Origin of the sequence: Ruegeria sp. ANG-S4 (assembly GCF_000814005.1) — a bacterium.
Lineage (GTDB): Bacteria > Pseudomonadota > Alphaproteobacteria > Rhodobacterales > Rhodobacteraceae > Ruegeria.
In genome coordinates this window covers 123,734-147,095 of record NZ_JWLK01000001.1, presented here as the reverse complement: position 1 = coordinate 147,095, position 23,362 = coordinate 123,734, and the positions used below count along the sequence as shown (strand labels likewise).

General features: G+C 51.0%; 19 protein-coding genes. 10 read left to right on the top strand and 9 right to left on the bottom strand.

Annotated elements, in window-relative coordinates:
- Positions 1 to 224: 224 nt before the first annotated feature.
- Entirely contained in the window at positions 225 to 1,112 is an 888-nt protein-coding gene (locus RA28_RS00755) for a LysR family transcriptional regulator (protein ID WP_193747335.1), read from the bottom strand.
- A 136-nt stretch (positions 1,113 to 1,248) separates the two neighbouring features.
- On the opposite strand from RA28_RS00755, the gene RA28_RS00750 reads away from it, so the two are divergent.
- Together RA28_RS00750 and RA28_RS00745 are read left to right on the top strand one after the other, a co-directional pair.
- Positions 1,249 to 2,901 (top strand): ABC transporter substrate-binding protein, encoded by a 1,653-nt coding sequence (locus RA28_RS00750; RefSeq protein ID WP_039522648.1) that lies wholly within the window; start codon positions 1,249 to 1,251, stop codon positions 2,899 to 2,901.
- A 299-nt stretch (positions 2,902 to 3,200) separates the two neighbouring features.
- On the top strand, positions 3,201 to 3,917 hold the full coding sequence (locus RA28_RS00745; RefSeq protein ID WP_039522645.1) for a hypothetical protein: 717 nt from the start codon (positions 3,201 to 3,203) through the stop codon (positions 3,915 to 3,917).
- A gap of 133 nt (positions 3,918 to 4,050) precedes the next feature.
- Here RA28_RS00745 and RA28_RS00740 read toward each other — a convergent pair whose 3' ends face one another.
- Positions 4,051 to 4,917, bottom strand: coding sequence for an alpha/beta fold hydrolase (locus RA28_RS00740; RefSeq protein ID WP_039522642.1), 867 nt, complete (start codon positions 4,915 to 4,917; stop codon positions 4,051 to 4,053).
- A 282-nt stretch (positions 4,918 to 5,199) separates the two neighbouring features.
- Here RA28_RS00740 and RA28_RS00735 point away from each other — a divergent pair, with 282 nt between their 5' ends.
- Together RA28_RS00735 and RA28_RS00730 are read left to right on the top strand one after the other, a co-directional pair.
- Positions 5,200 to 6,042 (top strand): 3-methyl-2-oxobutanoate hydroxymethyltransferase, encoded by an 843-nt coding sequence (locus RA28_RS00735; RefSeq protein WP_039522639.1) that lies wholly within the window; start codon positions 5,200 to 5,202, stop codon positions 6,040 to 6,042.
- A gap of 3 nt (positions 6,043 to 6,045) precedes the next feature.
- Positions 6,046 to 6,723 carry a class I SAM-dependent methyltransferase gene (locus RA28_RS00730; protein WP_039522636.1) on the top strand — a complete coding sequence of 226 codons (678 nt, stop codon included), beginning with the start codon at positions 6,046 to 6,048 and terminating at the stop codon, positions 6,721 to 6,723.
- On the opposite strand, the gene RA28_RS22115 is transcribed toward RA28_RS00730, so the two are convergent.
- The 4 genes from RA28_RS22115 to RA28_RS00710 form a co-directional block, all read right to left on the bottom strand.
- A complete protein-coding gene (locus RA28_RS22115; protein ID WP_052261219.1) occupies positions 6,724 to 7,173 on the bottom strand; it encodes a MerR family transcriptional regulator in 450 nt (149 codons plus the stop codon).
- Positions 7,174 to 7,329: 156 nt separating this feature from the next.
- Positions 7,330 to 8,757, bottom strand: a complete 1,428-nt coding sequence (locus tag RA28_RS00720) for a multicopper oxidase family protein (RefSeq protein ID WP_039522635.1) — start codon at positions 8,755 to 8,757, stop codon at positions 7,330 to 7,332.
- Positions 8,758 to 8,770: 13 nt separating this feature from the next.
- Positions 8,771 to 9,349: a copper resistance D family protein gene (locus tag RA28_RS00715; RefSeq protein ID WP_193747334.1), complete on the bottom strand. Its 579-nt coding sequence runs from the start codon at positions 9,347 to 9,349 to the stop codon at positions 8,771 to 8,773.
- Between the two features lie 113 nt (positions 9,350 to 9,462).
- Positions 9,463 to 12,099 carry an AsmA family protein gene (locus tag RA28_RS00710; RefSeq protein WP_193747333.1) on the bottom strand — a complete coding sequence of 879 codons (2,637 nt, stop codon included), beginning with the start codon at positions 12,097 to 12,099 and terminating at the stop codon, positions 9,463 to 9,465.
- Positions 12,100 to 12,277: 178 nt separating this feature from the next.
- Here RA28_RS00710 and RA28_RS00705 point away from each other — a divergent pair, with 178 nt between their 5' ends.
- From RA28_RS00705 to RA28_RS23100, 5 genes are all read left to right on the top strand, one after another.
- Positions 12,278 to 12,622, top strand: a complete 345-nt coding sequence (locus RA28_RS00705) for a hypothetical protein (protein WP_152611981.1) — start codon at positions 12,278 to 12,280, stop codon at positions 12,620 to 12,622.
- A gap of 154 nt (positions 12,623 to 12,776) precedes the next feature.
- Positions 12,777 to 13,580 (top strand): alpha/beta fold hydrolase, encoded by an 804-nt coding sequence (locus RA28_RS00700; protein WP_039522617.1) that lies wholly within the window; start codon positions 12,777 to 12,779, stop codon positions 13,578 to 13,580.
- A gap of 273 nt (positions 13,581 to 13,853) precedes the next feature.
- Complete coding sequence (locus tag RA28_RS00695) at positions 13,854 to 14,900, top strand: efflux RND transporter periplasmic adaptor subunit (RefSeq protein ID WP_193747332.1); 1,047 nt, start codon at positions 13,854 to 13,856, stop codon at positions 14,898 to 14,900.
- 8 nt (positions 14,901 to 14,908) lie between these two features.
- Positions 14,909 to 18,037, top strand: coding sequence for an efflux RND transporter permease subunit (locus tag RA28_RS00690; RefSeq protein WP_039522615.1), 3,129 nt, complete (start codon positions 14,909 to 14,911; stop codon positions 18,035 to 18,037).
- Positions 18,038 to 18,437: 400 nt separating this feature from the next.
- Positions 18,438 to 18,728 (top strand): VTT domain-containing protein, encoded by a 291-nt coding sequence (locus tag RA28_RS23100; RefSeq protein WP_082029689.1) that lies wholly within the window; start codon positions 18,438 to 18,440, stop codon positions 18,726 to 18,728.
- On the opposite strand, the gene RA28_RS00685 is transcribed toward RA28_RS23100, so the two are convergent.
- From RA28_RS00685 to RA28_RS00675, 3 genes are all read right to left on the bottom strand, one after another.
- A complete protein-coding gene (locus tag RA28_RS00685; RefSeq protein WP_039522614.1) occupies positions 18,634 to 19,437 on the bottom strand; it encodes a DUF1194 domain-containing protein in 804 nt (267 codons plus the stop codon). The genes RA28_RS23100 and RA28_RS00685 overlap by 95 nt on opposite strands.
- 287 nt (positions 19,438 to 19,724) lie before the next feature.
- Positions 19,725 to 21,230 (bottom strand): FAD-dependent oxidoreductase, encoded by a 1,506-nt coding sequence (locus RA28_RS00680; RefSeq protein ID WP_039522611.1) that lies wholly within the window; start codon positions 21,228 to 21,230, stop codon positions 19,725 to 19,727.
- Positions 21,231 to 21,234: 4 nt separating this feature from the next.
- On the bottom strand, positions 21,235 to 22,257 hold the full coding sequence (locus RA28_RS00675; RefSeq protein ID WP_039522608.1) for an NAD-dependent epimerase/dehydratase family protein: 1,023 nt from the start codon (positions 22,255 to 22,257) through the stop codon (positions 21,235 to 21,237).
- Between the two features lie 63 nt (positions 22,258 to 22,320).
- On the opposite strand from RA28_RS00675, the gene RA28_RS00670 reads away from it, so the two are divergent.
- Entirely contained in the window at positions 22,321 to 23,133 is an 813-nt protein-coding gene (locus RA28_RS00670; RefSeq protein WP_193747331.1) for a helix-turn-helix domain-containing protein, read from the top strand.
- Positions 23,134 to 23,362: the final 229 nt, after the last annotated feature.

Genomic DNA, 23,362 nt, shown 5'->3' with positions numbered 1-23,362 from the left:
CAATAGTTGGCCATTTCAATCGATACAGCATCCGCCACTTTTGGCTCACTGTCACGTTTCCCGCGCTTCGCGGAAGTGGCCGCTCGCGGCCCAAACCGGGATTTACAGTTCCAATGATCGCACAGATGTAGGTCTTCAACGTTGTTTCAATGTGTCAAAAAAGAACTCGTTGTTCGTATCAGCCTGACCCAGTGATGAGGTCCACCGAACAGCTCAACAACACACTATTTCGAAGATGCTGCGAGAACTTGTTCCGTGATCCAATCGAACACAAGCCTGGGACCCCGGCCCGAGTTGCTATTGCTCCGCGACATCACGTAACCCGCATCGCTGGCGACCAAATCGTCCGTGAGGGTCACCAGAGAGCCCTTGCCGAGCAGATCATCAATCAAACCAATCCAACCCAAAGCGACACCTTCACCTGACAAAGCAGCCTGGGTCACCATGTCATAGTTGTTGAAGCTGATGTAATTTTTCTTGCGTTCGCCCGTTATACCCAACCCGTCAAACCACCCTTGCCAGGTTTGCCATGCAGCGGTTGCGGGTTTTGCCAAGCTGAGAAGTTGAACATTCAGGAGATCCGCTGCGGATCGGATTGGTCCAATCTTCTCCAAAAGCTGCGGGCTACAAACTGCGGCCACAACCTCTTCCAAAAGTAGTACTTCGTCGGGTTTGATGCTGTCTTTGGGCGCAACATGGATTTGAATATCGCAATCGGTATCACCCAGACCGGGTGGCACGGTTGAGGCCAAAATCTGAATCTCGATCTCATCCCCGATTTCCTCTCGAAGATAACCCAAACGCGGTAGCAACCAGAACGTCGAGAACGCAAAATCGGCAGAAATCCGTACCCTTGGTTTCGATTTGCGTTCGATCAGAGCACCAACGGCATAGCCCATTTGCCGCATTGCCGGACTGACCACGTTAAAAAGCCGTAGGCCTTCATTGGTCAACGAGACACCGCGATGCTCGCGATGGAACAAAACGACGCCCAAATCGGCTTCCAGACCCTTAATCCGTTGTGAGACAGAGGACTGTGTCAGGCCAAGCGCCTGACCTGCGCTGGTAAACGTTCCATATTGCGCGACTACCTCAAAAGCATAGAGCGCCACCAGATTGCGACTAAGGTTAGTATTAATTCTGTTAATGTCATTCATAACTACTCAACTACTGCAAATCGGACAGTATATGCATCAAAAATGTCAAAAAGGGCTAGCAAGCAGCTTAAGAGCAACATGGGAGCAAAAGATGAGCCATCATAGCCAAGATCAATCCATTCATCCAGCGATTGGCATGCATGCCAAAGAAGTTGCTGAGGGAACCCTTAGTCGTCGCGAGTTTTTGACACGCGTCACCGCGCTGGGGCTGTCGGCATCGGCTGCCTATTCGATGATTGGCTTGCCGCAGCCTGCGCAGGCTGCGACCGATATTCAGCCTGGTGGGACAATTCGTATCCAGCAAGTTGTTCGCGCACAGCTTGATCCGCCGCTTTACAACTGGCCACAGCTCGGAAACGTTGTCCGAGGATTTCTGGAATATCTGGTTCAATATAATGCTGACGGTACGTTCGAGCCCCGGTTGCTTGAAAGCTGGGACGTGAACGACGACGCGACGGAGTATGTTCTGCGTATCCGGCCAGGCGTGAACTGGAATGACGGGCGTGGAACGCTGACAGCAAAGGATGTGGCGTATAACTTTGGTCGATGGTGTGACGGCACTTGGGAAGGCAACTCCATGGCTGCGCGTATGGGTTCTTTACAGAACGAGGCCGGTGATGGCCCCGCGGAGGGGGCATTGGAGGTGGTCGACGATCTAACGTTGAGACTGAAGCTGACGCGCCCTGACATCACCATTATCCCCGCTGTCACGGAATACCCGGCAGCAATCGTGCCCGACGGTTGGTCTGGCGATCCAGCAAATGACCCGGTCGGCACGGGACCATACAAACTGGTTGAATATCTGGTTGGTGAAAAAGTCGTTCTGGAGAAAAACACGGATCACCAATGGTGGGGCGAAGGCGCCTACTTGGATCGTATCGAGTTTATCGACTACGGCACTGACGGGGCGGCGCATTTGGCTGCGGCAGAGTCCGAAGAAATCGACATGACCTATGAAACGGTCGGAGAATTTGTCGATATCTACGAAAGTATCGGTTGGAACCAGAGCGAGTCCGTTTCGGCCAACACTATGGTTTTACGAACAAACCGGGACGCCGAAGTGGAAGGAGTAAAACCCTACGAGGACGCGCGCGTACGCCGTGCCCTGGCGATGGCTTGTGACAATGCCGTATTGCTAGAATTGGGATACGCAAATCGCGGAACTCTGGGTGAAAACCACCACGTGTGCCCCATTCATCCCGAATATGCAGACATTGGAGCACCAAAAAGGGATGTCGAGGGTGCACGTGCATTGTTGGAGGAAGCCGGCATGCTCGATTATGAGCACGAAATCTTCTCCATTGACGATGATTGGCGCAGGAACACGACCGATGCGCTCTCAGCGCAATTGCGTGACGCAGGGCTCAAGGTAACGCGCACTGTACTGCCGGGTAACACATTTTGGAACGATTGGAATAAGTACCCGTTTAGTTCGACCGACTGGGGGCATCGGCCACTGGGTGTACAAGTACTGACCTTGGCATACAAATCGGGTGTGGCCTGGAACGAAACCGGTCTGGCCAGCAGCGAATTTGATGCCATGCTGGAAGAAGCCTCAGCAATCGCGGATGCAGAAACGCGTCGCGGCCATATGGAAAAAATCGAGCAGTTCATGCGGGACGACGGCACTATTATTCAACCTTACTGGCGGTCACTCTATCGGCATTCGCGTCCCGGCGTCATAGGCGCGGAAAGTCACCCGATCAACGAAATCCACGTGCACAAGTTGGCTCTGGCAAGCTGAATATCCTGGCGATTCTTAACTCCCCGGACCCAATGAGATTGGCGATGCGATTCACCTGCATTGTCAGTCTCATTGGTTTTCCAAGAAAACGACTGAAAGTCGTAATGCATCGATAGAATTGCCTTGTTTCGCCGACTAGATCATCATTTCATTTGCGTCTGCGTTGCAGACATTCGCTGCATCTTGCTTGAACGCCCGCTATGCGGACCAAAGCTGCCGTTGTTTCTTGACGCACAAATGTCTGTTATTGCGTCTCTAGGAATTTTGTGTCGAGTCTAGCAACGCTATTTGCACTGAATTTGAAGGCAGTTTTTGTTGGGCTTAAAGTAGCTGGAGTTCCTGTGAGCGTCTTTGATTGGACTCAAAAGAAGTGTCCCGAACTTGCTGAGTTCTTTGAAGGCTGTTGCAACGCTTCCCTTAAATTCGAAGGCGATCAGCCTATACGGCACTCAAGCCATAACCACATTCACCTTTGGGCGCTTGAATGGTGGGCAGATTATCATCCTTGGATTGACCTTGGATACCGTGTCGAGTTCGTCGAGGAAATATTCAAACATTGGCGAGGCAGACTCAAGGGTATGGCCCCGTATCAAAACCGGGGATATCGGCTGTATCTCTATGAGGACACGGCACCGACGATATCGGTTGTTGCTGAGACCGATGTAGGCTTTCCCTATCCCGGTCACCCCACCTTTGTTGCGGCTCGAAGTGACATCATGGCGCTTTATGTGAACCGCAATTGGCAATCGAATTTCGAATTCGACGGGTTTGAATTTAGCGAGAAAGCTATTCTAAACCAAATCGACAAGGCATCCGGCTCTATCAGTAAGCCCACAGCTAACGCGCTAGGCCTTAAAGTTGGCGCATTGCGCAAGCTAATAGAAGAAATGGGTCTTCAGTCACGCATCAATCAAATCCGGAAGAAATATAAGCGTCGGCCTGCTCATTTCTTGGAGGAGGACTTCTTGCACGAATTTCAGGTGCACGAACAAATGATTGACCCAGGGTTTGCGTGAAGCGGCCGTTCGTGCAAGCCGAAGCATTGAGCACGTTGGGCTCAAATCAGACCTTCGCTAGCGAAGCATGACAAAACACGGCTGTTGCCGGAACCAAATGGCGGCAACGCGGGACAATTCCGCCTTTGGCTTGCTAAGACAGACTAGCGACCGCGCCGACAAATTCGATCCACCGCTCGCGATCCACAAACCCGTAATGTCCAGCGTCCGGCCACTCATGGGCTGCGCAGTTGGGAAGCTCGGAGCAAAGGTGTCTTGGCATTTCCGGTGAAATAATGTCATCCGCAGAACCATAAAATAGATTCACTGGTTGCCGGACTTCATTCGGTGAGAAACCCCAGTCCCAAAGTGCCATGGTCATTTCAAAAACACCTTCCTCGTGTTGTTGGTAACCAAGGCGAAAGTTCTCTTCGAACAAGGCTTGCTGCTCTGGATTGCGAAGTATTGTTTTGGCTTCGTTAGGCATTTGGTCAACGACAGACTCCACATAGGATGGAATGTCTTTGAGGGCACTTTTGGCGCCCGAACGCTCGGCCCAGCGGATCAGGAAGGTCAGGTGGCGCAGTTTCGCGATGGTCTTCAGGTCCTTTAGCACCAGCATTTTGGTGACACCGGGCTCATCGAATGGTGCAACAGGCGAAGCGAGCGCGACCTTGCGCACACGTTCGGGCATATGAAATGCCACCGCCAAAGCATGGGGGCCGCCTCCGGAATGGCCCGCTACGTTGAAGGTATCAAGGTCGAGATGGTTGGCCAGATCTTCCATATCAGCGCCCCAGTTGACCATTTGCCGATCCTCCTTTGGGCTCGACCCTCCAACCCCGGGCTCGTCGGCTGAAATCCATCGCACTCCCAGAGAAGCAGTCAGATTGTCGTCGGGGTGACGAATGACGTGAGAGTCGGAAAAACCATGGCTAAAAATCACGGGTGTTCCGTTTGGATCGCCGTAAGTGCTAAAAGTGAGTGCTCTGCCATCTCTGAGAGTTATGCGTTCGGTCAAATTGCCCTCCTAAAGCGAAACATCATTGTGTCACGATTTCATTTGGTTGCTGGCATAGATTTGATACGAGGATACGCGCCGCACTCTTTTTTTGTACAATAACTCTTGATCCGCACAAGGAAACCCAGATGTCAGTTTGGGTTCCACTCGGTCATTCGCAAAATCGCCATGTATGTCCACTTTGCGAACAAAGCTGCCGTCTAAACTAGGATTGCGAATCTAACATCAATGTAAGATAATGATCCCGCCAGCTATAGAGACGCAGTGGGAGGAACCAAGACAATGCGCAGAAAGACAAGACTGAAGCACCTCGCAGAAAAAGTACAAAAGGGCGAGCGTATCGTCGGCATGGAGTGTCATGACACGCCAAGTGCAATTATGGCAGAAGAGCTTGGAATGGACCTTCTGTGCTGCGGCAGTCCAGGACCCATGGGACTTATGGGCCATCCGTCCATGGCAACGGTCGACTTCGAAGAACAACTCTACATGCTTGAAGGTGTTCTCAGGGGCGCGTCGTCTCCTTTCATCATTTGCAATATGCCAAACACAACGGCCTGTATCTCGATTGAAGAGTCAGTACGCAACGCAGCAAAAGTGGTGAAACTTGGCGCTGACGGGGTTCATATCGAACCCTCTCTTGGAACTGTAGATCACATCCGAGCAATCGTAGATGCCGGGATACCTGTTGTGGGTCATTTTGGTGTTCAAGGTGAACGTGCCGTCATGAACTCTGGCCATTCGCCCGCAGGACGAACGGCCGAAGAAGCCGCCCAGATTGTCGAATTGGTGAAGGCTTCGATTGACGCTGGCATTTTTGCGGCCCTTTTCGAACATACATCTGTAGAGCTTACGAGGTGGTGCTATGAAAACTTGCCTGTGGCCGTGGCCAGCTTGGGGTCTGGTCCCCATGCACACGGAATTTTCCACGTATCGAGCGATATCATCGGGTGCTCGGTCTTTCCTATCCCGCCCAAGCGCGAAGTTTTTGGTGATGTTTGGGGCGAGATGCAGCGCGCCTACGGCGCTTACTTTACTGCTGCCACAAACGGGCAGTTTCCCAAGCCTGATCTAAGTCACACGATGCACGACGGTGAACATCAGAAGTTTCTTACAATGATCAATTAGGATATGGATTTCAGCATGCAGCGAGGCCCCGCAGTGTTTCTGCGGTGGCTTGCTGCTTTACCGTTCAAGCGTGACCTATGTGTGGAATGCGGAGCCGGTCGAGCCGAACTCTCCGCTTACCTGCAACCGATGTTCAACCAAGTCATTGCCACCGATGCGGCGCCACCACATAAATCGCTGCAATACTGTCCCGTGCAAAAGTGCCATGCAGAGGCGTTGCCATTCTCGGCAAGCAGTGTAGACCTCATGTTTTCTATGCAAGCAGCGCACCACTTCGACTTTTATGAATACACTCAAGAGGTAAAAAGGGTTCTGCGGCCGGGAGGGATATTTGGAACCTTTTCGTGGGGAGAGGCAGAGTTACCAAATCAGGTAACTCAGGCCTATGCGCCCGTCTTTGAAGCGATTTCCCCATTTTGGGAGACGGAGCGAAAGTGGGTTGTCAGCGGATATAAAGGTTTCAAGTTCCCAGGACTGCGCATTGAGGTCCCACACTTCCACCTCACAAAGTGGCTTACACCAGAAGGTCTTGAGACCGAAATGGCGTCATGGTCTGCGGTCCAAGCGGCCTCCAGGTGTGGCATTGAGTTTCCAGAACCACGCCTCGCGTCTTGGGGCTTGCACGAAAACACAAAATTTGAATGCCGGTGGCGTATTATCGGTCAGGTGTTTCGTTACTGACTACTTCCAGACCATCGCGGCCACTGAATTGTGATGGACCACATCATTCATCGGGCAATCCGGGCAAGTTTCCGGAGCCGGGACGTTCTTGCAACCTTGGCACTTACTGACTGTCTTGGATGCTTCGACAATTTCAGACCTGAGTTCCAAAGCCTGTTGCGCTTTCTCAGAAAGCAGCTCGGCAAGGTTATCCAACAACCCCCCAACAGATGATGCCGACTCATCACCGGTCTGATGTTTCAGACGCTCTTGTGCTATTTCAGAGAGGCTATCCAATCCGATATCCAGCAATCGCAACCGATGAATCAAGCGCGCAACCGACAAGTCGGCATCGCTATAAAGTCGCGTACCCTTTGCCGACTTTATTGGTGCAATGATCCCAAGACTCTCGTAATGGCGCAGCATCCGCTCCGTCAAACCAGATTTCTCGACAATTTCACCGATCTTCATAGCAACTCATCTCGTAAACTTGGACTTGTGTATCTAACGTAGCGTCAGAAAACCAGTGCCTTTGCGACTTCGATGAAATACGTAACTTTGGGCACGTTGCGGTCATTCACTGCACTAAGCGTGAGCGACTTCTAAGCGGACCAATGGTTCATTTGATTAAGCGACTTTGAACCAACCCATCATCCCACTCACCTGATGCGACAACATATGGCAGTGGATCATCCATTTGCCAGGATTGTCCGCGACAAAAGCTAGTTCGACCGTTTCATCAGCGCCGATGAGAACAGTGTCCCGAACGTCTTTGTAGGGGGAAGGAACACCGCCGCGAGAAAGAACCGTAAAATGATGTCCGTGGATATGTATACCGTGTGGGAACGCTGAGCGATTGACTAACTCCATGCGTACCGTTCTACCAAGGTCGGCCACAAACAATGGTTCGTCCATACCATGGGCGACCCCATTGAATGTCCATGCCATGCCGCGAGATGTCAGTTCGCGGAAATCCATCGTCTCGCCTTGATAAGTGGCTTGATCAATACCCCGCATAGCTCCACCATCCATTCGCAGAGGTTGGTTTTGCGCAGATGCTAGATCAATTTCTGGCAGCGTTTTCCACGATGGTAATGGTCGGACGTTTTCTTCTGAAGGCCGTACTGGTTCGCCCTCAATATGGAACGAGGCAAACTCCACTTGATTTCCTCTTCCAATGTCGAGCAAGAGACTGGTCTTTTCTGGATGGGTCGCCGGTGCGTCAACGACTATGTCGGCCCGCTGCGCTGGCGCCAGTTCCAAGACTTCCAAGCTGCGCGGTGCAACGGGATGGCCGTCCAGCGCTATCAGGGTCGGGGATAGGTCCGGCAAGCGAATTGGCATGATCCGGTCGGTTGCGAAGTTGATCATCCTCAGGCGCACACGCTCCCCCGGGCGAAGTGCAAACTCCGGGTATGACTGTCCATTTACTGTCCCTGTATTACCTATCCGTCCTGCATGGGCCGCCGCATGAAGATCGTCCCATCTATCTTCTACAATCGATCCATCTTCATTGAGCAACCAATCATCTAGCATAAGGATCAATTCGCGAGTGGCCGCGCCGGGTAGGCCCAGCCAGGGTTCAGTGTCTTCCACGATCAATGGTCCTGCGAGCCCGCGTGCCACCTGCTCCCGGCTCCGGTTGTGGGAGTGATACCAGTATGTTCCAGGATCGGGGCAGACAAAATCGTAATCGAACTCACCTCCAGTTGGCACAGGTGCTTGAGTGAGTGGAGCGGCACCATCCATTGCATTGTCGATACGTATGCCGTGCCAGTGTACAGCTGTAGGCTGTGGCAGTTCGTTCAACAGCGTGCGCGACACCCGCTCCCCTGCCTTGACCCTTATCTCAGGGCCTGGAACTGATCCGGCACCATTTTGGGCATAGGCCCAAACATTCGTTCGTGGATATCCTTCAGGGGTGAGTTGCGCTGATGATGTCGTTGCTCGAAGTACCGTCCGAGTTCCGTTGGCATGGCTGTTTTTTGGTAGAAAGGGAATTGCTCCAACCGCAGAAAGACCAGTTACAAACGAGCGACGTGAAAGCGATGTCATGAGCCTACTCTTCTCAAAGGTTCACAGGCGGGGTGGTTACAGAAGTAAGTGTTGCTGTCGTAATCAGTATCAAGAGGACGACGAAGCCCTCAATCTTGATTGAACGGCGCGGCTTAGGCGCCGCATCTGCGCCACCTTGTTCTAATGCGGGAACGAGCCTCAGCTTGTTCAAGGCAGCAAGGCTCAGCAACCCGGAAAAGAAGGTCACCGTGATAAGAAGTGCTTGGCCATAAGACGTGGAGAGTACCACCGTGAGAGACCCACTCATGAACCAGGCAAATGCAAGCCCGACAAGAACAAGGACCGGCACCGTTACGCCCGCGATTTCACCGAAGCGCCGAAGGATCGCGTAGTCAGAGTCTTGTAGCGCGAACTTATGAAGCGGTGCTAAAGCCGCAACCCAAAACCCAACGGCCAGCAAATGCACCGTAATTGGGCAGGTAAGTACCCAGCGTGGATCACCGAGCACGTGGCCGACTTGCGTGTACGAGACCGCGATCAATAGCGAGCCAATCAGGGCGATGACAGAAGCGATGGCGCCAAGAAAAGCTATTGCCAGAATGAGCCACGCACCAACTCGTCCAAATCCCAAGAGCCAGTGCCTCTCCAAGAACGGCCCGAACACTACCCATGTCAAACAAATAGAGGACAATATCAAATGCCGCATAACCCGCCAATTCTGTGCAACACAAAGTTAGTCTTATCCTATTGCCTCAGTTGATCTATATCCGGAACACAGGATCTTCGGTTTTCGGGGAACTCTGTCGCTCCGTCCGCGCGTTTCTGGAAAACGTTGTGGTGAAGAAGCTTGATTTTCGGATGCGTCAGCGTCCCAACGACCTCGAACGGCCACGCGCTCCGCGACAAGGGCCTGCCGAGTTTTCGGGCCTCGGCCTGAATTGAAATCGTGTTCTTTATCCAATCCAAATCGCCGTGGGCAACAAGCTGTACCTTTTTGGTTTCCGCGACAAACGAGCTGAATGAAACGTCGCCAGCATCGATTTTAACAGGAGCTGCCAGGCAGGTAATCTTGCTGTAACCTTTTCTCAGTTCTTCAGAAATCAACCAAGGAAAAATGCCAAGTCCGGATAGTTCGAGAAGACTGGTTGATATTCCACCATTTGTCATCAGGATAGATGCGGAGCCTCTCATCGAGTTAGTATAGGCCTCTATCGAGCGCCTATTTCCAATAAAATCAAAATTTCCATGAAGCTGTCCGACTGCCGAGTATTTGGTATTAAACTCGTTGAACAAGGTCGCCAGGTTCCAGTCCTTTATTGTGCCTTGAAGTGAAAGCAACTGCGGGCTCTTCACGATATTCATTTTTGCCGTAGCGGAGAAATGACCTCCATCATAGGCAACATCGACGGGCCCAAGCTGGGCAAGGCCGTTATTTGCCTTCAGATGGCTGGACAGGCTGGTTATTCCCTGTTGGCCCTCAATTTTTTTGATGTCAATGGACACATCGACATCCTGATCGAGCAGAAAATCTTCTACCTCGACAAGATCACTGACTTTGCCTTTTGGCACCTTGTGCTTTACGCCACTGGTTCCGGGTTGGCGAAAGCTTGTTGCAATGCGTGAGACAAAAGCAAAAGCGTTTCTAACGTCTTGAAGTTCGATACTCTGACTGGAAACCATGCCTTGCGTCAGTGGACGCGCGCCAGACGTGGATGTCTCAAGTTTGGCACTCAGTTGCGACTTTCCGGATCTAAGCGCAAGTACGCTTGAGAAGTTGTCTTGTTTTCCGTTTGCGGACAGGCTGACCTTTAATTGTCCGACTTTGATTGTTTTCTGTCCAATGGCCGCTAGGAAACGGGCGCTGTCCCTGACATCCAGATTGAAATCGAAGGACAGGTTTTCAAATTCGTTTACATTCCCTAGTTTGGCCTGGGTTCTGAGCATCCATAATTCCGTATCAACGGTCTGCGCATCGAATTTGTTGAGGCTTAGGAACCCCTTTAGATCGTCCACCGAAAAACTGCCTTCGAAGCTGCCAAGCGATTTTGCGCTAAGTCCTTGGAAAAACAGCGATGACGGTATCGACATCGTACCGCTAAAGTCGACCTCTTTCAGGCGCAACAGGTCTTTAACGTTGCCTTTGGCCAAAAAGTAGGGGCGATCCTGTGGTCCCGCCTGCAAGCTAATTTTTTCCAGCATCAGATTACCATTGTCAGCGCGAAACAGGCGGCCAAAGCGAACCGGACCTATCTGTTTTAATTCATTGTCAAACGCATTGGTCGTCAGAGTCAGATCCTGAAACTCCAGCGCGTTTTCAGTGCCAACAACGTGCGTTGAAACGTCGGTGAGCTTTAAGTCCTTTAAATCCGTGGCCGTTTCAGGTGGATGACCCTGCGGATAGAGGCGTCCGTCAACTGCAAGATCGATACCTTCAAAGCCGATCAGATTTTCGATAGAGCCTTCTACTGTCAGCAATTGGCCTTTTGAAAGGTTTAAGCCCGTGCTGAGATCTGAGACTTTTAGCTTTGGGTTCTGGCTTTCTATGTCGGCCGCTAGATTTGCACGACCTTCTATATCGCGATCCAGTCGGAGAAGTTCCAGAAGATCGCCGATTTCACCTGTATCCAAGGTCAGTTTGCCTTTGAAACCGCCACCATTCTCCATCGAGATAGGGCTGCCGTTGAAGTCAAGCTGCATCGCTCCGAAGTTCGCGTTTGTTGTGAATGGCTGGCCTCGTGGATAATCACCTTTGATCTGAAAGCTCTGCCCGTTCACGGTGCCATGGCTTGTCACTGTTGCACCGGAATTGTTACCGATTTGATCCAAATGCAGATTTTCCAATTCGAAATCGAATTCGAAACCAGTTGTCTCATTGTCCGCGATCAGAGAAACAGACGTGAAAGCTGCCGTCTTGTCGCTCAGGAAATCTAAAATACCACCCGTATCATTCTGTATCCCCAATGCTGTCGTATTAACCTGAGGCCGATTGGTCGCAACCCAGCTTTGCATCCCGTCTGCGTCGGTCAGTAGTCGAACTTTCAGTCCATCGATGATCAAGTTGTCGATGTCGATCTGACCTGAAATCAAGGCTGGCAGGTTTAGTTCAAGTTCCAGGACTTCTAGAGCTGCCAAATTCACGTTTTCTATGGTCTCGCTGGGCACTTCCACTTTGGTTGCGCGGACGTGAGTTGTTGCTCCAAGAACGACGCTCACATCCCCTCTAATATGCACTGTCTGTCCGATTTGTTCTGAAAGCATCTTTTCAAGAACCGGCGTTCGTAAGCCGGAGAAAACAGGCAACGCTAAGGCCGTCCAGAAAAGCGTAGTCACGACAACAATGAGCAGCGCGGCATGTCCAGCTATCCGCAAAATCAGTTTCATAGAACCCAACACCATCGCCTCACATCGCCTACGCTAACAAACGTCTGCTCAAAGAGACACTGCCTTTGGAGTCGCGAAAACGTTCATTGAAATGCCAAATTTATTTTTTCCAAATCAAACAACGTGCATGTTTTTTGGATAATACATCAATCGGAAGACGAGAAAGAGCGATGGGCCTTTGGAAAGTCGTTTTGACCTCATCCTTGCTGGCCTTCCCGTTTGCGTTGGGCTTGCTTTGTCTGGCGCTTTCACAACTGTGCTTGAGTTGGAAGACTATTCGACTTCAGGGTTGCTTTTTGCGTTATTCACAGCCCTAGTGTTGGCCCTTTCGGCACCCCTCTTTTTGCCGCTGTTTTTCGTCATTGTGCCTTGGGTCGCCTTGATACCGATAATCGCGGTTCTTGCGTCATCCGTTGCTGTCCGAGTACAAAATCAGCCGAAGAAAATCCATTTTGCAATCTGGCTTATTGCTTGGATCGCTGTTTTTGCCGCCACGGTTTCAACAGGAAAGATCTCTGCTTGAAACAAGTATGGACAAATTCCACTGAGATTGGGTTCGTTTGCTCTTCGAACTGACAACGCAATCCTGATTCAAAACAGTGATACGGCACTACGAAAAGAATAAATTGTGTTTTAAGCTTTGGCTATCGACCGAGAGCTCCACTTAGGAATGTCAGATGGTTGTGAGATCGAAATTTGATTGCGATGGTGTAAAACTAGCTGTGCACGGCGAGTTCACAGATGACACCATGGTGTTTCAACACGGCTTGTGCGACACCGCTGAATATCCAATTGAGGCTTTTCCGCAAGATACAGCTACAAGTGTTGTAGCGATGGAGTTTCGCGGACATGGCGACTCAGAAGCCGGGCCTGCTGATGACTTCTCGATCAGACAATTCACAGACGACGTGATTGCGCTCATAGAGGCAAAAGCTTCCCGGCCTGTCGTAATCGGCGGTATTTCAATGGGTTCTGCCGTTGCTCTGCGTGTGGCCGTTCAGCGACCTGAGCTTATCAGAGCATTGGTGGTGGGTCGTCCAGCCTGGCTGATGTCTCAAGCACCATCAAACTTGCTTCCACTACTTCTTATCGGGCGATCTCTTCGTCAAGATCCCCACACAGCGCTAAGCAAATTTCAAAAAAGTGAACTCTACAGCATGTTATCGGAGCATTTTTCTCACAATTTGAGTGCACTTCTCGAGCTTTTCGACAGACAACCGCTCGATATCACTGCGGAACTGCTTGCGCGGATTTCCATGGACGGACCAAGTTTGAGTGTCAACGATGTTGCTTCGATAAATGTGCCGACCCTGGTGGTTGGAACTGACAATGACATCATTCACCCGCTTGATTATGCATCGTCGCTTTCAAAAATGATCCCTAACGCAGAATTGGCAGTTATTACCTCAAAGTTTGATGATGTGGACCAATATCGAGTAGATTTTCAAAGTGTTCTATCAAGCTTCTTGCGCAGATTTTGAACAGAGCAACGATTGCAAAAACAGCGTGATATCACCTATAGCGTCGCCTGAATTTCGTTAGGCGGATCCCTTGAGACCAAGTCGTTCGCGATAGCGAGAGTTCCCGTAAAGGGATGAGTAGAGCACTTAAAACTGGGCTAGCCTCGCCGCAGGAGAAAACCGTTGCGCCGCCGTACTGATGCGGAGATAGTCGAATGAATCTAGCAAAAGGGCGGCCTTTTGAAACCTTCTGATCTGCTTGGTTCAATACTCTTTTACTTGTTTCTGCCGGCAATGGCAGCGGCTCAGTCCGAAGCGACTGTTCCCAGCGTGATGGTGGCGTCAGCGACGCTAGAGGATTTGCAAAAACAAGATCAGTTCGTCGGTCGCGTAGTTGCAGATCAAAGCGTCGATCTGCAAGCAAGGGTGGAAGGTTTTTTAGAGGAGGTCAATTTTGTCGAGGGTGGAACGGTGTCGAAAGGCGATGTTCTATTCCGCATAGAAAAGAATAAATATGCTGCCAGCGTGGATAGGGCTTCGGCCGCGCTTAAAAGCGCAAAAGCCAGCGCTCAGGCGGGCAAGACCGAATTGGATCGGCAAAAGGCCTTGTTCGATAAGGGAGATATACCGCAGTCGGTGCTGGACACAGCGTTAGCAGATTACGCATCAGAGCAAGCGGCGGTAGATGAAGCACATGCAAATCTCAAGATTGCGCAGATTGATCTGAATTATACCGAAATCGTCAGCCCGATTGATGGACGCATCGGGTTGTCTGTTGTTGATGCAGGCAATCTTGTGAGTTCGGACACCGGTGTTCTGGCGACTGTAAACAGTATTGATCCGATGCTAGTTAGCTTTTTTATCTCTGAGCCTGTTCTACAACAGGAGCGTCGGAAAGGGCTCATTGACAAAGGCAATATCAAACTGACGACCCAAATTATATTGGCAGATGGAGAGACCTATCCAGCGGAGGGTAAGGTCATTTTTGTCGGCGACAGCGTCAATCAGGATACTGACACCATTGAACTACGCGCTAGCTTTGACAACCCGGAAGGAGTTTTGATTCCAGGCCAGTTCGTGAGTGTTGGTCTGACTGGATCCGACGACCTGAAGGTGCTGACCGTGCCGCGTAACGCTGTGCAATTTGATAAGCAAGGATACTTTGTGTTTTTAGTCGATGATCAGAGTAAAGCGAACCGACGGAATATTGAGATCGGCACCCAAACGTCTACCAAAACCGAGGTCACAAATGGTCTGACCCAAGGTGACCGTGTGGTAGTCCAGGGTCTTCAAAAAATTCATGATGGTTTGGTCGTGAAAGCGGTCGAAAGTCAAGGTTAGGGTCCGGCTTGATCGCGCGCTACTTCATCAACAGGCCGCATTTTGCAGCAGTTATAGCGATATTGATGGTTATATTCGGAGCGGTCTGTGTCCGTCTCATCCCGATCACCGAATATCCGCACATCACGCCTCCACAGATCTATGTTGATACCTCTTATCCGGGCGCGGATGCACAAGTCATTTTGGAGTCTGTGGCTACTCCCATTGAAGAGCGCGTAAACGGTATACCGGGTATGTTGTCTTTGGCGTCCAAAAGCGCGAACGATGGCACCTACATGCTGAATGTGTCCTTTGAACTGGGCACTGATCCCGACGTAGCCGCTGTTGAGGTTCAAAACCGTATCGCGCTGGCCAGCTCCGAACTGCCATCGGCCGTTTTGCAGCAGGGAATTGAGGTAACCAAGCGGTCTGGAAATATGATCGTTGTCATTAACCTGACCTCGCCAAACGGATCGCGAGATGAATTGTATCTTAGCAACTATGCCGCTGATTTCCTTCACGATCCTTTGCAAAGGTTGCCAGGGGTAGGCGCAGTTCGGCAGTTCGGCCAGCTGGAATATAGCATGCGGGTCTGGATCAATCCGGTGCGTATGGCTGCGCTAGGTATTACTGCGGCCGAGGTAGCCGACGCGATCAAGGATCAGAACGTCATCGCGGCCGCTGGACAAGTTGGAGCACCACCGTTCGCAGATGGCCAAACGGACTTTCAGTTCAAGCTGCGGGCGGAGGGTTTGCTGCGGGATGCAGAGGAATTCGGGCGAATTATCGTCGCTTCGGACGCAAATGGGTCAGTAACTCGACTAGAGGATATCGCTCGGGTCGAGTTAGGTTCCGCCACCTATTCCGGTTCGACTAAATTGAACGGAAAAGACTCTGCAACCGTCGCCGTATATCAAGAAAGCTCAGCCAATGCGCTAGAAATCTCGAACAACCTGCAAGCATTAATGAAGGACTTGTCAAAAAAGTTTCCGCCGGGCGTGTCCTATGAAGTTACGTATGACGTCACGGATGCAGTGCGTGTTTCAATCCGGGACATCTTGAAAACTTTGGCTTTGACAGCCGGACTTGTTGTCACGGTGACCTTCTTGTTTCTGGCCAGCGTGCGCGGCACCATCGTACCAGCCATTGCTATTCCCGTCTCGCTTTTGGGGACGGTAGCGCTGATCTATGGCATCGGTTTCAGCGCAAACATGATAACGCTATTTGCTCTCGTGCTGGCAATAACGTTGGTTGTGGACGATGCAATCATCATTGTCGAAAACGCAGAGCGAATTCTGCGCGAGGAGGAATTGGATCCTCGAGAAGCCACGTTAAAAGCGATGTCTCAAGTGAACCGCCCAATCATTGCGACCACATTTGTTTTGGCGGCTGTTTTTGTGCCGGTTTGCTTCTTCCCTGGTGTAACCGGCACAATCTATTTCCAGTTCGCGCTCACTATCATTTTCGCTTTTGTCTTATCCGCAGTTAATGCGCTAACTCTGTCGCCGGTTTTGTGTGCAATAATGCTCAAGACAGGCAGAAAGCCGTTTGGACCTTTGGCGTTAGTACCGGCTGGGCTTTCCTGGTTGCGGCGTCAGTATCTGCGCCTTGTCGCTTTCATGCTTCGTTACATGGCGATGTCGCTACTGGCTTTCGCAGGGGCCGTAGGTTTGACTATTTACTTCTTTGTTTCTGTTCCGACTGGCCTGATCCCGCAAGAAGACAACGGCGTTTTAATGGCATCAATGGAGTTGCCCGACGGCGCCTCACTACAACGCACACAAGCGTTTATGGATGAAGCAGGTGCGCTAATCGAGCAGACACCGGGAGTTGAGTCAGTCACAATTGTTTCGGGTCATTCGATGCTGGCCGGAGGTCGCTCGAATGCAGGGATGGCAATCGTCACTTTAGCGCCATGGGATCAGCGGACTAGCAGGGACTTGCAATGGTTCGCGATCATGCATCGATTGGAAAGCCAACTCGCGACACTGCCTGAGGGGGTTTCATACGTCTTTCCTTTCCCGACCATTCATGGGCTTGGATCAACCGGGGGAATCTCTCTGGAATTGTTAGATCTCGGAAACGGCGACGGGGCAAAGTTGGACTCGGTGATGAAAGGTTTTGTAACTGCTTTGAATGCGGCTCCTCAGTTTTCGCGGGCGCATGGCAATTTTTCAGCCCAGAGCCCTCAGTATAAACTGTCGATTGACCGCGACCGAGCAGAGACCCTCGGCGTAAGTGTGGCCGATATCTTTACGGCTTTGCAATCCAACCTAAGCTCGTACTTCGTCGACAACTTTGTGTTAAATGAAAGGGTTTACTGGGTGGTAATATCCGCCGATGCTCAATTCCGGCAGACATTGGATGACGTCGACAATATCTACGTAAAAAACAGTTCTGGAGACTCTCTGCGGGTTCGAAACTTCGTTAGTAGTGAACCGATCCTCGCACCGGACACTGTCCCACGTTACAACCTTTTTACAGCAGCCTCCGTCAGCGCTCAGCTGGCTGACGGAGTCAGTTCAGGCGATGGGATCGCTGCTGTTCAAACGATTGCCTACGAAACCCTTCCCGATGGATTTCAGATCGAGTGGTCCGGTGTGACCCAGCAAGAAGTGAAGGCAAAGGGTCTTGTGCCGTATATCATGCTTTCAGCACTGGTGCTGGCCTACCTTTTTCTTGTGGTTTTATACGAAAGCTGGATTTTACCGCTGTCGATAATCTCATCTGTTGTTTTCGCACTGTTGGGGGCATTGATCCCGCTGGCGCTGTTGCCTTTCCTTACCAGCAATATTTTTGCGCAGGTTGGGATGGTTTTACTGATTGGTTTGGCAGCCAAGAAAGCAATCTTGGTGGTTGAATTCGCCAATCAGCAGCGATCCAATGGTTTAGGCATTCAAGATGCGGCCCTAAAAGCAGCTGAGATCAGGTTCCGGCCGGTTACGATGACAGGCCTGTGTTTCATAGTTGGTGTTTTGCCTTTGGTATTGTCCAGCGGAGCAGGAGCAGCTGCAAGAATATCAGTGGGCTATCCAGTACTGTTCGGAATGATCCTCGACAGCACTCTTGGGCTGATTATGATTCCTGTACTCTATGCGGCGTTCCAGAGTTTTCGAGAACGGTTGGTTGGGCTGGGTCGTACTGTTCGCAATCTTTGAAACTAGTGAAGCCTTTTGGGTTTCTCCTTGGATGCTAGCGATTGAGAAAATTGATCGCGTAAGCGCGGAATAGAACGCTGCTAAAACACCAATAGATGTGTCGCGTTGTGCCACGATCTGTCAGATTTGCGCTATGATCGCTGCGAACCGGATTGCTCAGTAAACCGCCCTGCTGTCCAGATTAGTTTTATCGGAGCCGCGCGTCTGATAGTCTTGACCCGTATCGAGAAAGCAGGTCGAGTTGCGCCGTACGTGGTCCTCCGTTTCCTGAGCATAACGGTGGACCAGTTCAGTTGGGGAGCCTCAGTACAGCTTACCTGCCGCCATTACCCAAAATTTAACACAAAAAGCCTATGGCGACTGTCGTTGTAGTGGTGCGTGCTTCTTCTAAGCGCCTCTACTGCTAAGAACCAAAGCGCCTCGGATAACCGAGCGCTTCGGTGCTTATGTTGTTGTCGTTGCTCGGTTCTTTATCTTACTGCGTCAGCTAAACGGTCTCGTGGCCGGCGCCACGGGAATGCCTTGGCAAACATTTGTTCTGGCCAATGCAATCGGATCACTGCTTTGGGTAAGCTTTTGTGTCAAAGTACCCACCATTAGGGTTCGCTCCAGATTTGTCGGTTTCGTTCCCAAATTTTCTCACCTATCAAACAGTCATAAGCATTGGCCGAATTATACTGCGCAGATCTGACGTATTCGAGCGCAGGCGCTGACGCGATTTCCAGCACCAGTTTTCGGCGTACAGCCTCTGCGAAATCTTGCCAGTCAAGCACCGGAATGACAAAAGAACCTGGCCCTCCTATCACGCAATTCTCGTAGTAGACATCGAGGTCGTCGAGATGCCATTGACTGCCCAAACCCTCCCGGGTCATTAGTGGCAATCCGTTTATGGTGATCGATTTTGATAGCACTGTTTCACGGGCACGGAGTATCGGTCGTCCTTGATTGTTAGGCCCGTCGCCTGAAACGTCGATCACCCTGCGCAGGCCTTGGAATTCGTTCTCTTCAATCATCGCAGCACCAAAGATCAGCGCTTCAGAGATTGAAGTTCGGCGCAGTGCGGGATCGAAACGCGTGGTAAGCACGCGCGCAAACCCTTCAAGGTCAGCTTGCGTTTCCACAAGTCGCCAGTCAACGACCACTTCTTGCGTGCCGGCCCACTCGACATATGTCAAAGCGATCCTTTGCAAAAGGCCCGACTGAACGGCCGCGAAAACCTCATCAGACTGCAAAGCTGCCGCATAGCCCTGTCTCTGAATCTCGAGTTCTCGCTCGGTCATAGACCGCGAAACGTCGACAAGAAGAACAAGTTCTAAATCAACTTCCGTCGCCTTTGAGACAGCAGGCGCGGCTAAGAGAAATGCAGAAGTGAAAATCGTCAGGAATGTCTTTCGTAGCATCTCTCAACGAGTGGTGCGCTGGATCTTTAAGTCAAGCCACAAACGTATGAGGACGTAGTTGATTAGGAAAAGTAGATTCAAAACTCGAGGGAGGCCGCCTGCCATAACAAGCATCAAAGCCAATCACGGCGAAACAACGATCTCAGCCCAAACCGGACCTTCATCGTCGGCCTTTGCAAACTCCGACATGCGGGACAAAGCCGGCTTCCAAGGTGCACAGGTGAATGTCTGCTTGTTCAATGCGGGGGGGCAGTAGACTGTTTCATAAGCTAAAGCATACTGTGTCCTTAAGTGAGCTGCTTTGAATGAGTTTCGAATCGTCTGGCTATGCTGTCCAGAACCTTACGACAGTGTGCCACATCGCACTCGGCGTTCCTTTTCATCGAGACCAACGCAGCGAGGCGTCTTGGCAGGGGATACCAGCGGTCCATGTCTAGACCACATCGATTCAGAAGTGTGAGAGGCAGTATCTTAAGCGCCATCACCTGATTGAGATATGCCTGTGCGGCAGTTGCTCCTACCCATGCATTTCGGTTTTTTCGAAACAGGTCTTCAAGATCCATGGTGTAAAACCCATAACCGCGCAACTGACCTCGAAAAAATAAGTGACATGTGAAAAAGCCAGCGACACTGGTTAAGAAATGAAAGGAATCTCGAGACGTGAGGCTCAGCATCTTGTTGTTTTCGCTCAATATTTCGCGTGGTTCAGACAGGGTCTCAGACCTGAAGAAGCTGCCCGTGCAATTTACGAAAATTGATCCTGTTGGGACTGGTGTTTCTGTTCCATTCCTAGTGAAAAGAATTGGTCCGCCCGCATTATCAACTACATCTGTCAAGTAATCTGATATTGTGTTTGCAAGCCCGGATTGAACCTGTGCGTGTTCTTCTTGAGACTGTAGACCGTACAGGAAAGTTCTACTTTTAGCATCCGGATCGGTTGACAGGTTCAGTCGTATGTATTCGATCAATTGATCTTCGTTTTCACCATTGAATTCTGTCGCTAATTCTTTGAACACACGAGAGGCCAACTGCCCGGATATCCAACGCTTAAGCCCGGTTGGTAGGTAACGTGTGCGGTTCAAGAAGTTTGTCCCACCTCCGTTGATAAGCGTTACACTGCGTTTCGCCTCCGCTGCTAGAGTCGCTAGGATAGTGTCCATCCCTGTTTTGCCGCCCCCTATGACAAAGACCGGCGCATCTGGATTGTCTTTCAGCGTTTGAAGTAAGTCCTGCGGGACAATCGAAAGAACCTTTTGGCTTGAGAATACAAGGGGGTCTGCAAGGCTGTAGTTTAGGCCAGTGGCATATACAGCGCGCTTGGCCAGTATCGATCTTTGCTGGTTAGGATTTCCGTTTGGATGGATGACGAGTTCTGCCATTGCGCCATTAGTTGTTTCAACCTCAGCACAGCGTTCAACGGTGTGTCCAAATTGCGTTAAAAGACTTACTTTATCGGCAATAGGACCAAGTGACGAACTTAAGTGAGAGCGGACTTCGTCGCGCGCGGCGAGATATTGACGTGGCTTTCGCCAGTTCCAGCGTAGGTCGCCGACGGTAAACATCGGGTGCGGTTGATGAAGCCTCACATAGTCATAAGCCGTGTTCCACATCCCACCCGCAGCATCTTTTTGATCGACCAACAACACACGTGCGCCTCGAGGCAGGTAGTCTGTTGCCGCATTAAGCGCGTTCAGCCCGGCAACGCCTGCGCCAACAACAGCAAGGTCGTAGGTAGCCCGTCCGGAGCGCTCGTTTTTTAGGGGTTCGGTCTGTTTCGAAGTATTGCTATCCATCGATTCACGCGGCCTTCAGTTCGCGCATTGTGTCCCGCAACGTTTGCTCAAGAGTATACTGTTGTGACCAGCCGAGGTCCCTTTTTGACTTAGAGTTATCTGCCAGCATATCACCTGATCTCATTGGGCTAACCATGGCTCGCGTGGCGGTTCTTGGGGCGTCTAAAATTCTGCTGGTTAGCCAATCGAAGGCAGGCAGAACCCCATAGAATAATCTCGGTATGATCATCAACGCGCCTGGAACCTTGGGATCAATCTTGCGCATAATTTTAATCAATTCAACAAATGACGGTGCATTGTCGGTCGCGAGAATGTAACGACCTTTCGCGTCTTTTTCTGCTGCCAAGATATGCCCCCGCACGATGTCTCGAACATCAATCACGGGAAACTTGGCCGCAATCGTTCCCATGCGCATGGAGCCCTTTGTTATTGCCAGCACATAATCGGTGGATTGTGTTCCACGACCAAATCCCGGACCCAATACAGCGCCAAGCAGCAACGACACTAGGTTGATGCCTAGATTATCTGCCATAGACCAAGCCAACCTCTCTGCCTCGGATTTCGCCTTCAGGTATGGAATCTGAGGGTTCTCAACCCAGCGTGTTTCATCCGGAATTGACTCGCCGTTCTTGGCGATTGGCAACGTAACAATCGACGAGGTCAGGATCACTTTGCGAACCCCACACTTCGCAGCGGCACTCATCGCAGATCGAACGCCTTCCAAGCTGTCCTTGATCATTTCAGCATCTGCGGTCGCACTGTCCGTATGAAACCGATAAGTCGCCGCAACATGAAATAGGTAATCGATGCCCCGGCAGACTTCCTCAAATCTGGCAGCATCTCGGATTTCGAGTGAGACGATATCAGATACTCCAAGAGCTTTGAGCGCCGCAGTTTTCTGAGGATCATCCTTGTCGCGAACAGAGACGCGCAGGTTGACATAGCCATCGTCCAGCAACATGCGAACGAGGTTGAAACCGACATGCCCGTTGCCTCCAGTAACGAGGATTTTTGCATCTTTGTTCATTCGAAACTCCTTAACCCTGCACCGCTTTATCAACCAAGATTGACATGCCGTAGGACGCGGGCTTTGAAGAAACGTGCAAAAACACGCCGCCTGCTGCGCACATTGCAATGGCACTACTTTGCGTGGCAAGCTGATAGCGGTAATTCTCTCAGAGAGCTCGAGCATTTGACCGCAATCAGGAATGCGTTCCGCAATCACCTCTTCACCTTTGACGAAGGTGAATTGCAAAGGCACGAAAACTTAATGCCGTGTGTGATTGTTGGTATACGGAACCCAGTAGTCGTGGTAACTGACAACGACAGTTCCAATGCAGAAGTGACCTGGATAAGACCGGGTGTGCCCCATCGCGTTTCCTTTGGACAGGGCGGCGCGGAAATCATGTATCTTGATGGTGTTGGATTTGACACCACCCTCCCTGAAGTCGGGGCTTTGTCTCAGGACTGGAAAGCTCTTCCGGAGTTCTTTGAGAGCCGGAACCATGAGGCGCTATTGGAGTTTCGGAGAAAACTCGAAGGCAAAGATACACCTTCAGATCCAGCTGTTATGGCCGTCGTTCAGCGGTTGTATGATGATCCCTTCTTACGCTTATCCCAAAATGAACTCGCAAATGAGATTGGGCTCGAACGCACACAAGCCTTGCGTCATTTTAAGGCAACCACGGGGCAGACGTTCCGGAAATTTAAGATTTGGGCAGGGATCCTGGCCGCGGCACATGCAGGCTTCAATGGAGAAAAATTTGGCATTGCAGGTATCGAAAGTGGCTTCTCTGACGGAGCGCATTTGGCCAGAACAGCTGGCGAGGTTTTTGGTATTACACCTACGCAAGGTCTTTCTGGTTTGCGTAGGTTTATTTCAGTTCCTGGTGCGAGGGGGTGAGACCATAGTCTTGGTCTCGGGGCCCGCCCATGGCCATATTATCTCGCACATAATGAACATTCGATAAAACCCAACCTATATCAAAACGGTCATTCATTCTCAGTGCAGCATTCGGAACAAAGGGCTCAGCGCCGCCGTTCTCTGCGGTTTGCGTGGTTGACGGGTCGCAACGCCAACCGGACATTCACGACGTAGACTTGCAATTTCGGATCGCGGGAAAAGTTGGTTT

What these genes read in the sequence shown, in the direction of transcription:
- RA28_RS00750 (WP_039522648.1), top strand. Translation starts at nt 1,249, where the DNA reads ATGAGCCATCATAGCCAAGATCAATCCATTCATCCAGCGATTGGCATG.
- RA28_RS00735 (WP_039522639.1), top strand. Translation starts at nt 5,200, where the DNA reads ATGCGCAGAAAGACAAGACTGAAGCACCTCGCAGAAAAAGTACAAAAG.
- RA28_RS00730 (WP_039522636.1), top strand. Translation starts at nt 6,046, where the DNA reads ATGGATTTCAGCATGCAGCGAGGCCCCGCAGTGTTTCTGCGGTGGCTT.
- RA28_RS22115 (WP_052261219.1), bottom strand. Translation starts at nt 7,173, where the DNA reads ATGAAGATCGGTGAAATTGTCGAGAAATCTGGTTTGACGGAGCGGATG.
- RA28_RS00720 (WP_039522635.1), bottom strand. Translation starts at nt 8,757, where the DNA reads ATGACATCGCTTTCACGTCGCTCGTTTGTAACTGGTCTTTCTGCGGTT.
- RA28_RS00710 (WP_193747333.1), bottom strand. Translation starts at nt 12,099, where the DNA reads ATGAAACTGATTTTGCGGATAGCTGGACATGCCGCGCTGCTCATTGTT.
- RA28_RS00700 (WP_039522617.1), top strand. Translation starts at nt 12,777, where the DNA reads ATGGTTGTGAGATCGAAATTTGATTGCGATGGTGTAAAACTAGCTGTG.
- RA28_RS00695 (WP_193747332.1), top strand. Translation starts at nt 13,854, where the DNA reads ATGGCAGCGGCTCAGTCCGAAGCGACTGTTCCCAGCGTGATGGTGGCG.
- RA28_RS00685 (WP_039522614.1), bottom strand. Translation starts at nt 19,437, where the DNA reads ATGCTACGAAAGACATTCCTGACGATTTTCACTTCTGCATTTCTCTTA.
- RA28_RS00680 (WP_039522611.1), bottom strand. Translation starts at nt 21,230, where the DNA reads ATGGATAGCAATACTTCGAAACAGACCGAACCCCTAAAAAACGAGCGC.
- RA28_RS00675 (WP_039522608.1), bottom strand. Translation starts at nt 22,257, where the DNA reads ATGAACAAAGATGCAAAAATCCTCGTTACTGGAGGCAACGGGCATGTC.